The organism is Rothia sp. HMSC072B04 (assembly GCF_001813725.1).
Classification (GTDB): domain Bacteria; phylum Actinomycetota; class Actinomycetes; order Actinomycetales; family Micrococcaceae; genus Rothia; species Rothia mucilaginosa.
In genome coordinates, this window is sequence record NZ_KV813804.1 from 1 (window position 1) to 12,117 (window position 12,117).

Annotated in this window: 9 protein-coding genes and 1 pseudogene; 2 read left to right on the plus strand and 8 right to left on the minus strand. The window is 61.7% G+C overall.

All coding sequences use genetic code 11. From position 1 onward, the window contains the following. Positions 1 to 81 precede the first annotated feature (81 nt). The 5 genes from dapC to HMPREF2928_RS06565 all read right to left on the minus strand — a co-directional run bounded on the left by dapC (position 82) and on the right by HMPREF2928_RS06565 (position 6,962). Positions 82 to 1,221 carry a succinyldiaminopimelate transaminase gene (gene dapC / locus HMPREF2928_RS06545; protein WP_070687864.1) on the minus strand — a complete coding sequence of 380 codons (1,140 nt, stop codon included), beginning with the start codon at positions 1,219 to 1,221 and terminating at the stop codon, positions 82 to 84. A 193-nt stretch (positions 1,222 to 1,414) separates the two neighbouring features. Then, positions 1,415 to 1,735, minus strand: a complete 321-nt coding sequence (fdxA, locus tag HMPREF2928_RS06550; RefSeq protein ID WP_005505213.1) for a ferredoxin — start codon at positions 1,733 to 1,735, stop codon at positions 1,415 to 1,417. Positions 1,736 to 2,235: 500 nt separating this feature from the next. Further along, positions 2,236 to 3,585, minus strand: coding sequence for a PIG-L family deacetylase (locus HMPREF2928_RS06555; protein ID WP_070687866.1), 1,350 nt, complete (start codon positions 3,583 to 3,585; stop codon positions 2,236 to 2,238). A gap of 305 nt (positions 3,586 to 3,890) precedes the next feature. Continuing rightward, the gene (typA, locus tag HMPREF2928_RS06560; protein ID WP_049347061.1) at positions 3,891 to 5,804 is read right to left on the minus strand and encodes a translational GTPase TypA; all 1,914 of its coding nucleotides are present in this window, start codon (positions 5,802 to 5,804) and stop codon (positions 3,891 to 3,893) included. A gap of 207 nt (positions 5,805 to 6,011) precedes the next feature. After that, positions 6,012 to 6,962 carry an NAD(+) diphosphatase gene (locus tag HMPREF2928_RS06565; protein ID WP_070687868.1) on the minus strand — a complete coding sequence of 317 codons (951 nt, stop codon included), beginning with the start codon at positions 6,960 to 6,962 and terminating at the stop codon, positions 6,012 to 6,014. Between the two features lie 129 nt (positions 6,963 to 7,091). Here HMPREF2928_RS06565 and pgi point away from each other — a divergent pair, with 129 nt between their 5' ends. Then, positions 7,092 to 8,768 carry a glucose-6-phosphate isomerase gene (gene pgi / locus HMPREF2928_RS06570; protein ID WP_070687870.1) on the plus strand — a complete coding sequence of 559 codons (1,677 nt, stop codon included), beginning with the start codon at positions 7,092 to 7,094 and terminating at the stop codon, positions 8,766 to 8,768. A 143-nt stretch (positions 8,769 to 8,911) separates the two neighbouring features. Here the strand turns inward: pgi and HMPREF2928_RS06575 are convergent, their stop codons facing one another. From HMPREF2928_RS06575 to HMPREF2928_RS06585, 3 genes are all read right to left on the minus strand, one after another. After that, on the minus strand, positions 8,912 to 9,616 hold the full coding sequence (locus tag HMPREF2928_RS06575; RefSeq protein ID WP_070687872.1) for a pyroglutamyl-peptidase I: 705 nt from the start codon (positions 9,614 to 9,616) through the stop codon (positions 8,912 to 8,914). 25 nt (positions 9,617 to 9,641) lie between these two features. Continuing rightward, positions 9,642 to 10,229: an LOG family protein gene (locus HMPREF2928_RS06580; protein WP_070687873.1), complete on the minus strand. Its 588-nt coding sequence runs from the start codon at positions 10,227 to 10,229 to the stop codon at positions 9,642 to 9,644. A gap of 149 nt (positions 10,230 to 10,378) precedes the next feature. Continuing rightward, positions 10,379 to 10,927, minus strand: coding sequence for an NUDIX hydrolase (locus tag HMPREF2928_RS06585; protein WP_083311395.1), 549 nt, complete (start codon positions 10,925 to 10,927; stop codon positions 10,379 to 10,381). Between the two features lie 251 nt (positions 10,928 to 11,178). Here HMPREF2928_RS06585 and HMPREF2928_RS06590 point away from each other — a divergent pair. After that, positions 11,179 to 12,117, plus strand: a pseudogene (locus HMPREF2928_RS06590) (hypothetical protein); the annotation flags it as partial.

A 12,117-nucleotide genomic window follows, 5' to 3' on the forward strand; every position in this document is an offset into this window, starting at 1 on the left:
GTTGTCCAAGAAACGGGAGGCAGTTCATTTCGGGAGGGTGCGGGGGCTTTCTGCTATGCGGGCTAGTTAGACCCGTCGGGGCTACTTAGCGGCCGATGCCTTCAGACGCTCAGCAGCCTTCGCCACCGCCTCATCAGAAGCGGTCAGAGCGATGCGCACGTAGCCCTCGCCGTCCTCGCCGTAGAACACACCGGGCCCTGCGATAATGCCCAGCTCGGCCAGGCGGCCGATGGAGTCCCACGTGGACTCGCCGAAAGTGGTCCACAGGTACAGGCCAGCCTCAGAGTCCTCAATGCGGCCACCGGCGGCGGTAATCGCCTCCTCCAGCACCTCGCGGCGGGCACGGTACAGATCCTTCTGCGCCGCCACGTGCGCCTCATCAGCCAGCGCAACCATCATCGCGGCCTGCACGGGTGCGGGCACAATCATGCCGGCGTGCTTGCGGCTATTAATCAGGTTCGGCATCAGCTCGGGGGCACCGGCAATGAACGCGGCACGGTAACCGGCGAGGTTCGACTGCTTCGACAGCGAGTACACCGCGAACAGGCCGGTGAAGTCGCCGTCACACACGCGCGGATCCAGGATGGACGGCACCGGCTGACCGCCGCGCGCCTCATCCCAAGCACCCCAGCCAAGCTCCGCGTAGCATTCGTCAGATGCCACCACGGCACCGATTTCACGCGCCTGCGCCACAATCTCACGCAGCTGCTCCACGGTACGGACCGTGCCATTCGGGTTCGCCGGGGAGTTCACCCAAATCAGCTTCACACGGCTGCGGGTGTCAGCGTCCAGCTCATCCAGGCTATCGGCGGGCACAGACTCGGCGCGGGCAAAGCGGGCACCCATATCGTAGGTGGGGTACGCAACGCGCGGGTACACGACCACATCGCCCGTGCCCAGACCCAGCAGGAACGGCAGCCACGCCACAAGCTCCTTCGAGCCGACCGTGGGCATGATTGCCTCCGGGCTCAGGCCCTTCACGCCGCGTCGGCGCTCAAACCACTCGGCAATAGCCTCACGCAGGGCGGGGGTGCCGTGGGTGGTCGGGTAGCCGGGAGCGTCAGAGGCAGCCGCCAGCGCCTCGCGAATGTTCTGCGGGGTCGGGTCAACCGGGGTGCCGATGGACAGGTCCACCGGGCCGTCCGGGTGGGCGGCCGCGGTTGCGCGGTAGGGGGCGAGCGCCTCCCAGGGGTATTCGGGCAGGTTCAGGCCGTAAGTCATTGTGTCACCTGGTTGCTTGGGAATAGTTTTCGTCATTTTAGTCTAGCGTCCGTGCGCTGGCGTGCCTACAGCAAGAGCCTCCATTCCAGCGCCTAGACGGTGCGTGGGCACCGGGTGCTGTGATGGAGGCTCTTGGCACCCGTTAGCGGGTGCGGTCAGTCTATGCGGTTGTCGCTATTATTCGCCGCAGGGATTACTCGCCACGAGGGGGCAGCGCCGCGATGAAGGGCACGTCCTTGCCGGTGGGGCCGAGCTTTGCTGCGCCGCCCGGGGAACCCAGGTCGTCGAAGAAGTCTGCGTTGGCGCTGACGTATTCGCTCCACTCTTCGGGGACGTCGTCTTCGTAGTAGATTGCTTCTACGGGGCAGACGGGCTCGCAGGCGCCGCAGTCCACGCACTCATCCGGGTGGATGTACAGGGTGCGTTCGCCTTCGTAGATGCAGTCGACGGGGCATTCTTCAACGCATGCGCGGTCTTTGACATCCACGCAGGGAAGCGCGATTACGTAGGTCATTGGTGTGCCTTTCTAGAAGCTGTTCGCCCCGTGCCCGCCGGTCTGCGGGTCGTCTGCTGCAGGGCAAAATCTACAGAGTAAACCGCCGAGTAGGTGGTACCCGGCGGGGAAGTCTGTGTATAGTCTATCGCGCGCTGACTGTTTAACAGTATTTTCGTGGTGTATCAGACAGTGGGTCATTGGGTTTATGGGGGTATTTTTTAGGCTAGGCTGACCTGGTATTTATTTGCATTACGGCTAGTCGGCAGGCTTTTAAAAATAGATTAAGCCAAAAATGAAATCTTCGTCACATGAATTTTTTGATGAGGTCGCCGCTATTTCAACCCCGCTAAATTCACCGAATAACGCATAAATTTTCTTCCCTATTTTCCGCTATCCGGGCCTCTGTCCGGCGGGTGCAGAAGATAGTAGCGGTGCAGCGCCCAAAAACAGTAGGAGGGGCGCCCCGGCACACCGGAACGCCCCTCCCCTTAGGTTATGACGTAGTAATAGCCTTCAGGCTACTTCTTGGCGCGCGCACGCTGATGCGCCGCACGCGGCGAGAAATACTGCGCGTCCTTCACACGAGCGCGCGTGTACACGAGCATGCCCAGCATCGCCGCAACCGGGGCACCAAACCACCACAGGGCACCGTAGAAGCCAATCGCCGAATGGCCCGGGTTCACCAAAACAAACGGCGAATCGGGGCGACCGTAACCGAGCACGTACACGGTCACGAACACTGCAACAGCCACGACCGCCGCCGCGTAGCCACGACGCAGCGACAGGGCGCACCACAGGGCGGTAAAGAAAACCGTCAGGTACGCCACCAGCAAGCCGAGGGGCAGGGCGGTATCCCCCGCATACACGACCCAAGCGTGGTAAATCGACCCGGCAATACCGGCAAAAATACCCAGAATCGAGCCGGTCAGAATACCCGCAACCAGGCCAGCCTCCTGCGGCTTCGGGTGCACGGTCGCGGTCGGGTCACCGTCGAGCACACGGAAAGTCTCCACGGCAGAAATCTTCTGCGGCACCTTATTCGAGTACTCAAAAGTCTTCTCGTCCACCACCGTAATCTGGGTGCGGTGCGCCTCCATTGCCTTGCGCTTGGCGGTGCCGTCACCATAAATAGCAGCCTGCAGACGCTGATCCGCCGCGTCGAATTCGCCCTCAATACCCCAGGTAAGAATCGGGCGGTCCTCGTCATCTTCAAGGATCTGCAGGGCACGGTGCACGATCTCGTACACGCGCACGTGGTCGGGGTGGCCGTAACCGCCGTCCGAATCGTAGGTGACCAGAACATCCGGGGTGAGGGCGCGGATAGCGGCGACCAGCGCCTGAGCCTGCGGTTCCAGCGGCTGCGCGGTCAACGAATCCTCCGCCGCCACCGGGTTAGCGACGGGCTTACCCTCCGGGCCCCACGCCATGCCGGAGTCACGGTACAGCGGCAGCGCGCCCTCCGCAACGGCGGGTTCCTGCCCCAGGAAGAACTGCTTCTTCACGCCCAGCGCTTTGATAGCGCCGGCAAGCTCACCGGTACGGTACTCGCCCAGCGCCTCACCGTTATCGCGGCAACCGGGCTTACCAACCTCCAGGTGGTGCAGTTCCTCGGGGATGACCTCGCCCAGCTCACCGCGGGTAGCGGTCAGCAGGTACACCTCCGCGCCCTTCTGCGCGTAGTACGCCATGGTTGCGCCGGTTGAGGAGGTCTCATCATCCGGGTGTGCATGCACAAACAGGATGCGCGCCTTCTTCGCATCGTAATTATTCGGCAGCAGGTCACGGCGCGAGCCGGGGGCGATGCGCTCACCCTGCGTGGGGTAGCTGGGGGTCGCAGAATCAGGCTGAGTGTTCTCGGAATCAGACACAGGCTTTCCCTCTCATACGCAGGGTCGGGCTTTTCGGACAGTCAACAGCGCCGTGCGGGGTGGCGGGTAGGTGCCACCGCCTCGGGCGCATTATTTTATCTTACACACTCACCCGCACGGTGCGGGGCGTTCAGGCTTTTCGGAGGCGGTTTTAGGCAGAAAGCAAAAGCACACTCCCTCCCCTACCCCACCGATATTTCCCGAAGACGTTCGAGGGTTAAATAGAACCGCCGCCACCTTCCATACAGAAGGTAGCGGCGGCTCTATGCGACAGTTACAACCACTAGGAAGTAACTTCGGCAGTATTAGTCGTTCGCACGTGCGCGGCGGCGGAACTCGCGGACACGCTCGTTGGAATCCAGGATGACCTTACGGATACGAATCGCCTCGGGGGTCACCTCAACGCACTCGTCTTCACGAGCGAACTCGAGGCACTCTTCCAGGGTCAGCTTCTTCGGCGGGGTCAGGTTTTCGAAGTTGTCCGCGGTCGAAGAACGCATGTTGGTCAGCTTCTTTTCCTTGGTGATGTTAACTTCCATGTCGTCTGCACGGGAGTTCATACCAACGATCATGCCCTCGTACACCTCGGAGGTGGGCTCCACGAAGAAGGTGCCGCGCTCCTGCAGGTTAATCATCGCGTAGGGGGTCACCACGCCGGCACGGTCAGCAATCAGCGAACCGTTGGTGCGGTACTCAATGTCGCCAGCCCAGGGCTCGTGCTCAATCGAGTAGGAGGAAGAAATACCGGCACCGCGGGTCTCAGTCAGGAACTGGGTACGGAAACCAATCAGACCACGTGCGGGAACAGCGAACTCCATGCGGACCCAACCGGTACCGTGGTTCGCCATGTTCTCCATGCGGCCCTTACGTGCAGCCATCAGCTGGGTAACAGCACCCAGGTACTCCTCGGGCACGTCAATGATCATGTGCTCCATGGGCTCGTAGACCTTGCCGTCGATGGTCTTGGTAACCACCTGGGGCTTACCCACGGTCAGCTCGAAGCCCTCACGGCGCATCTGCTCCACGAGGATAGCCAGGGCGAGCTCGCCACGGCCCTGAACCTCCCACGCGTCCGGACGCTGGGTGGGCAGAACCTTGATGGACACGTTACCGATCAGCTCGCGGTCCAGGCGGTCCTTCACCTGACGTGCGGTGACCTTTGCGCCCTTGACGCGGCCAGCCAGCGGGGAGGTGTTAATACCGATGGTCATGGAGATCGCGGGATCGTCCACCTTAATCAGCGGCAGGGGCTTGGGGTTCTCAGCGTCGGTCAGGGTTTCACCAATGGTGATGTCCTCGATACCAGCCACTGCGACAATCTCGCCGGGGCCAGCGGACTCTGCGGGAACACGCTCAAGAGCCTTGGTAGCCAGCAGCTCGGAGATGCGGACGTTCTTGATTTCACCGTCGTGACGTGCCCACGCAACGGTCTGGCCCTTCTTCAGGGTGCCGTTGAAGATACGGACCAGTGCCAGACGACCCAGGAACGGGGAGGAGTCCAGGTTGGTCACGTGTGCCTGCAGAACCTCGTTGGGGTCGTAGGTGGGGGCGGGCACGTGCTCGATGATGGTCTTGAACAGCGGCTCAAGGTCGTCGTTGTCGGGCAGCTGGCCGTCTGCGGGCTGGTTCAGGGATGCAGCGCCAGCCTTACCGGATGCGTACACTACCGGAACGTTCAGCACAGCGTCCAGGTCCAGGTCGGGAACCTCGTCCGCCAGGTCGGATGCCAGGCCGAGCAGCAGGTCCATGGACTCGCCAACGACCTCGTCGATACGGGAGTCGGGGCGGTCAACCTTGTTCACCACGAGGATCACGGGCAGCTTAGCAGCCAGTGCCTTACGCAGCACAAAGCGGGTCTGGGGCAGCGGACCTTCGGATGCGTCCACGAGCAGCACAACGCCGTCAACCATGGACAGGCCGCGCTCCACCTCGCCACCGAAGTCGGCGTGGCCGGGGGTGTCAATAACGTTAATGGTGATGGTCTCACCGTTGGCGGAAGGGCCGTTGTAGAACACGGTGGTGTTCTTCGCCAGAATGGTGATGCCCTTTTCCTTTTCGAGGTCGCCGGAGTCCATGACTCGGTCTTCAACATCTGCGTGGGCAGAGAAGGCGTGGGTCTGCTGCAGCATCGCGTCGACGATGGTGGTCTTGCCGTGGTCAACGTGTGCCACGATGGCCACATTGCGAAGGTCGGGGCGCGAAGCGGTGTTTTCAGACATGCGTTAAGTTTCTCGCTTAAATCTAGGGGATAGTCTTGCCAGCGGGTGCGCTCTAGAAGGCGCGGGGGTCACGGGCAGTACCTTCAGATAGGTATCTGGGGGTGTTTGCCGGTTGGAGTGTTGCCGGTGGAGCCGCTCTGCAATGAGAGCGTTTCCGGGCACGCCAAAACGGACCCCCCTCCGTTGGGCTTAGCTACCAGTGTATCACTAGGGCTTTTCTGCGAGCCACTCATCAATCATGCGGCGGGCAACGGCGTTCGTGCCGGGCAACTCCAGCTTGGCGGGGTCGTCTTCGTCGCTGTTGCCGCGCTCCTCCGAAATAGCAATCGCCTCACGCAACTCAGCGGCGGTGAACCAGCGGGCGGCACGGATCTCACCATCGTGATGGATGATGGGTTCATTCTCATCCACGCGCACCCGGTAGCAGATCATGAGCGAACGCGGGAAAGGCCACACATCGCTCATACGGTACTCGGTGCTGAGGGCGTGCAGACCGGTTTCTTCGTAGACTTCGCGGGCGATTGCCTCTTCGAGGTTTTCGCCGGGGTCAACGAATCCGGCGATGAGGGCGAAGCGGTTGGGGTGCCACTGGCGGTTATTCGCCAGCAGTACGCGCTCGCCGTCGCGGCTGGTCACCAGCGCCATGACGGCGGGTTCGATGCGGGGGAATACCATCTCGCCGGAGGCGGTGCGGCGGATACCCTTAGAACCGAGGGGCGCCTCCTCGCCGCTGTATGCGGAGTAGCGCATGTCGATGAGGTAGTCGCGGCGTGCCAGGGCGGTGGCGTAGTGGGCGCGGCCTTCCGGGTCGTCGTGGACCGGATAGTAGCGGAAACCACTGGTGGAGGCGCGCACCCGAGGGTCGTTCAGGTCGGCGGCGACCTGCGCGAGGGTTTCATCCTCACAGTAGAGCACGTGCACCTCTGCCTCACTATTCTTCTGGGCGTCAGCACCGTAGGCGGCGGGGCGGATCACACTGCGCGCAAGGATAGCCTCTTCGGTCAGCGGCTCGGCAGTACCGATACCGGTCAGGTAGTGCAGGGTTCCGTCATCGCTGAGCAGGGTTTCCCCTTCGCGGGAGATGAGCAGGTAGCGCGGTGTGTGAGTGTCAACGGGTGCGTGAGTGTCAGCGGGTGTGTGTTCAGGTGAAGAAGTCATAGGTTTTACTCTACATCTTGATGTTGCAAGGCCCACAACAGCGTGCCAGGTTTCGATTTTTTCGCCGTATCGTCCCATATCACTCTCGAAAGAGGTGACATAGACACCCGAAAATAAGAGAATGGAAACATGACTACTTCTATTGACCCCACGACCACCTCCGCGTGGTCCGCTCTGTCCGCTCATCACAAATCCCTCACCCCGAACCTGCGCGAATGGTTTGCCGCTGACCCGGAACGCGCGCAGAAGCTCAGCTTCACCGCCGACGAACTGCACGTCGACCTTTCCAAGAACCTGATTACCTCCGAAACCGTCGAGCTGCTGCTCAAGCTCGCTGAAGAGGTCAAGCTGGAACAGGCTCGCGAGGCAATGTTCTCCGGCGAGCACATTAACGTCACCGAGGACCGCGCCGTACTGCACACCGCGCTGCGCCGCTCCGAGGGCTACACCCCCGCGCTGACCGTTGACGGCCAGGACGTAGACGCAGACGTTCACGCCGTGCTGAAGAAGATCTACGCATTCGCTGAGCGCGTGCGCAACGGCGAGTGGACCGGCATCACCGGCAAGCGCATCGAGACCGTTGTGAACATCGGTATCGGTGGCTCCGACCTGGGCCCGGTCATGGTGTACGAGGCTCTCAAGCCCTACGCAGATGCAGGCATCACCGCGCGCTTCATCTCCAACATTGACCCGACCGATGTGGCTGAGAAGGTCTCCGGCCTGGATCCCGAGACCACCCTGTTCATCGTCGCATCCAAGACTTTCGGCACCCTGGAGACCCTGACCAACGCACGCGTGGCACGCGAGTGGCTGCTTTCCGCACTGGCTGAGGCTGGCGCCCTGGAAGGTAAGGAAGCATCCGAGGCTGTGGCTAAGCACTTCGTGGCTGTCTCCACCGCACTGGATAAGGTTGCAGCATTCGGCATTGACCCCGAGAACGCTTTCGGCTTCTGGGACTGGGTTGGCGGCCGCTACTCCGTAGACTCCGCAATCGGCACCTCCCTGGCTATCGTGTTCGGCCCGAAGGTTTTCGCTGAATTCCTCGCCGGCTTCCACGCAATGGATGAGCACTTCCGCACCGCTCCCCTGGCTCAGAACGTGCCCGTTCTGATGGGTCTGCTGAACATCTGGAACGTGAACTTCCTCGGCGCAGAGACCCACGCGGTTCTGCCCTACGACCAGTACCTGCACCGCTTCCCCGCATACCTGCAGCAGCTGACCATGGAGTCCAACGGCAAGTCCGTTCGCGCAGACGGCTCCTTCGTCACCTACGACACCGGTGAGGTCTTCTGGGGTGAGCCCGGCACCAACGGCCAGCACGCTTTCTACCAGCTGATCCACCAGGGTACCCGCCTGATTCCCGCGGACTTCCTGGCATTCGCTAACCCGGTCCACCCGACCAAGGACGGCGAGCAGGACGTTCACGAGCTGTTCCTGGCTAACTTCTTCGCACAGTCTCAGGCTCTCGCTTTCGGTAAGACCGAGGAAGAGGTTCGCGCAGAGGGCACCGCAGAGCACGTGGTCAACGCACGTATCTTCAGCGGTAACCGCCCCTCCACCTCCATCATGGCGCCGCGCCTGACCCCGCGCGTTCTGGGCTCCCTGATTGCCCTGTACGAGCACATCACCTTCGTTCAGGGTGTTGTTTGGGGTATTGACTCCTTCGACCAGTGGGGTGTTGAGCTCGGTAAGAAGCTGGCTCTGGATCTGGTTCCCGCTATTGAGGGTGACCGCGAGGTTCTGGAGCGTCAGGATTCTTCGACCGCTTCGCTGATTGACTACTACCTGAAGAACCGCACCAAGTAGTAGCGCAGACCTACATGTGCCGGTTTTGTAGCCCGGCTGTATAGGGTCAGCGCAGATGCACAAACCGCCGGATAGGCTCCCGTTTGGGAGGCTATCCGGCGGTTTCGTTGTATCTTCTAAGGTTCTAGCTACGCCCTGTGCCGCTAGTCCAGCACGGGCAGGGTGTCGGAGGCGACCTCCGCGATAATGCGCACCACGGTGGATTCGGGCAGCTGCGGGATGCCCTGCTCGTCGCGTACCACGCCACCGGCGTCACGGTGGGCGGTCAGCTCCACATCTTCGGTCGTCTCTCCACCATCGGCGCGGGTTGCGGGCACGTGCACGAACCCTGCGGGGATGCTCAGCCCCAGCTCGCGGCTGATGCGCTGGCCCTCGTAGAACACGTGGTTGCACACGTAGGTTCCGGCGGTGTACGAAATCTCGACCGGCTCCCCCGCCGCACGCAGACGCTCAAAGCTGGTGCGCACCGGCAGGGAGGAGAAGTACGCCTCCTGACCACCCGGAGCAATCGGCTCATCGCAGCGTCGGTCGCCATCATTATCTTCAATACCCGCGGAGTCCAGATTGATAGCAACCTGCTCCAGGCTGACCACGTCGCGACCGACCGCCACGCCCAGGCTGATGAGCGCGTCGGGTTGCACCTCCTGCAGGGCGGCACGCAGGGCGGTGCTGGAGCCGTCATAGCTGACGGGCAGTTCGCGGGTGATGACGTTCAGGTCCGGGCGCATCTGGCTCAGCAGACGCTGAGCACCCTCGGCGAGCGCCACGGTGGGGTTCACGGGCACACCGGGGAACGGGCCGAAGAAGGTCAGCAGCAGGGTGCGTGCCTGGTTGGGTGTGGTTGACATAGTCGATCTCGTTTTCTGCGGTGGTTTATTCAGCAGCGTTCTTTACTGCGGCGCGGTGTTCCAGGTCCTTGGCGAGCGCCTCCAGAAGCTCCTCGGGGGTGGTGGCAATGATGAGCTCGTCCAGGTAGCGCTCGTTCAGCAGGCCGGTGGACGCCATGTAGTGCATCGCGTCGATGAGCTTGTCCCAGTAGCCGTTGACGTTCAGCAGGGCGACCGGCTTGGAGTGAATGTCGAGGAACTGCCAGCTGAAAACTTCAAAGAACTCTTCGAGGGTGCCGGGGCCGCCGGGCATGGCGACGAACGCGTCAGCCTTCTCAATCATGGCGATTTTGCGCTGGTGCATGGTGTCCACAATGTCGAGGGTGGTCTGGCCGGGGTACACGCCCTCCAGGCCGACCAGCTTGTGGGTGACCACGCCGTAGACCACGCCGCCGGCGTCCAGGGTTGCGCCCGCGACGGTGCCCATGAGGCCGGTGCGGCCACCTCCGTACACCACGCCAATATTGTTCTGGGCGCAGAGGGTTCCGAGCTCCTGGGCGCGGGTGGTGAAGAGCGGGTCGTTGCCGGAGCGTGCACCGCAGTAGACGGCGAGGTTGTAGTCAGTCTTCTTCATGGTTCTCCTTGGGGTGTATGGGGGTTTCCGGGGTGGAGCGCCTCTATGCGTTCTACCCGCGATAAATGTTGCTGTGTTGAGGGTACCGGATGCACCTGTGTACCTCATGTGTGCCACCCGCCGGTTCAGGGGCACGTCAGGGGCGGGGGTTACGGTAGCGGGGTGCGTGCCAGCAGCGGGAAGATCTGCTCGGTATTCAGCGGTGCCTGCGATGCAGAATCGAAAGAGCTGCTCATGGCGGGGTTGACCCAGCGCAGCTCAGCGATTTCGGCTTGCGGCACCAGCGAAGCCAATAGCTCGTGCTGTTCGTCGGTGGGTGCGTATTCGTAGGTTTCGGCGCGTACCGTAAACCCTGCCTCGTTCAGTGCCGCCGCTTCCAGGAGTCCGCGGTGGTGCATCCGGGTAGGGTCGGGGGTGAGCCCGATTTCTTCGTTCACTTCACGGCAGGCGGTCTGTAGCGGGGTCTCCCCCGGTTCGGGTTTGCCGCCGGGCATCATGAACCCGTCACTGCCCTGCTTGCGCACGGTGAGTACGAGCCCGTCCCGGTTGCGGATTGCTACAGCGCACACGTTCACGACGCGGTGCGTGCTGTCGATGGCGCTGTGCTCAGTAGCGCTGTACTCAGTAGCGTTGGGTTCGGCGGGCGGGGCGGGCGGGGCTGCTTCTACTCGGTTCTGCGGGTTCTTCTGCGTGGGCATCTTTCTACCCTAGCATTTCCGTATCCTCCACCCGGCGCAGTGCGTGTTTGTCTTATTCATCCACCCTATTGTGCGCCCTGTAGGTATTGGTTTTACGTAATATTTCGGCGAGTTATCTTATGTCCGGTTCATGCGTTTAGGTGCGTGTTACGGTGTAATTAACCGCGATGTCGCGGTACCGTATACGCACTCGACTTGGCGCGATACAGGAAGAGTGCGGATCACTCAATCACCCATGTAGAAGGAACTTCATGATGGCTAACTCTTCTCCTGCCCGCCGCTACGGTAGCGCCGGCGCTTCTGTTCTTCTTGCCGCTTCCTTGAGCTTGTGCGCTCTGCCTTCTGTTGCGGCAGCGAATACCCCGAATCCGGATAACCCGCCGGTTATTACGGTCTACAACTACAAAGTTGAGACCAATACTCGTGAGTTGAAGACCGCCCTGCGTCTGAACAAGATTACGTTCAAGGCGTCGAAACTGCCCGCGAAAACTACCGCTTTCGCCCCGGCATTGCACGAGGCAAACCATAGGGGTTTCCCGTTTCTGAACCCGATTCAGACGGTGCGCGTTGAGGGCCCGTTCAAGGACGGCACGGCGACTGCGACCCATTACGTTCCCGGTAGCCTGATTGACCCGGCGAAGAACTACAGCTTCGTCGCTAATATCATCGTTGATGGTTACGGGGGCGGTCAGGTTCTGCGCATGGACGTTGTGAAGGATAGCGCCGCGCCGGTTCTGCACGTGGATTCGCCGCGTCTGAACACCAAGGGTGAGACCGTGTTGAAGGTGCGCGGTACCGGCTACACCGGTGAGGCGACCCCGCACGGTGTGCGTGTGGTGGTGTCTGATACGAATGTGTGGGTTCCCGGTCGTTTTCCTCAGACGGGTATGCGCTTCGTGGCTGAGGTGACCGTACCTGCTTCGCAGATTCACAACGGTGCTTTTGAGACGGAGGTGAAGGTCCCGGCGGATGTTGCGGCGACGCTGAATACCTCTCACAAGTACATTGCGGGCACCATGGCTGCCGGCGTTCAGGGTGCCGAGTATGGTTCGTTTGATGCTCAGAAGCCTCTTGAGCTTTTCGCGCAGGAGCCCGTGGTTTCTGCGGTTCCGACCTATGCTCCGACGGTGGCACCCCTGCCGGAGGCAACCGTCGGCGTGAACCCCACCGATGCACCCACCGTAGCGCCC

Coding starts and splice junctions, on each gene's coding strand:
- HMPREF2928_RS06585 (WP_083311395.1), bottom strand. CDS start 10,927: ATGCCCACGCAGAAGAACCCGCAGAACCGAGTAGAAGCAGCCCCGCCC.
- HMPREF2928_RS06575 (WP_070687872.1), bottom strand. CDS start 9,616: ATGTCAACCACACCCAACCAGGCACGCACCCTGCTGCTGACCTTCTTC.
- HMPREF2928_RS06565 (WP_070687868.1), bottom strand. CDS start 6,962: ATGACTTCTTCACCTGAACACACACCCGCTGACACTCACGCACCCGTT.
- fdxA (WP_005505213.1), bottom strand. CDS start 1,735: ATGACCTACGTAATCGCGCTTCCCTGCGTGGATGTCAAAGACCGCGCA.
- pgi (WP_070687870.1), top strand. CDS start 7,092: ATGACTACTTCTATTGACCCCACGACCACCTCCGCGTGGTCCGCTCTG.
- dapC (WP_070687864.1), bottom strand. CDS start 1,221: ATGACTTACGGCCTGAACCTGCCCGAATACCCCTGGGAGGCGCTCGCC.
- HMPREF2928_RS06580 (WP_070687873.1), bottom strand. CDS start 10,229: ATGAAGAAGACTGACTACAACCTCGCCGTCTACTGCGGTGCACGCTCC.
- typA (WP_049347061.1), bottom strand. CDS start 5,804: ATGTCTGAAAACACCGCTTCGCGCCCCGACCTTCGCAATGTGGCCATC.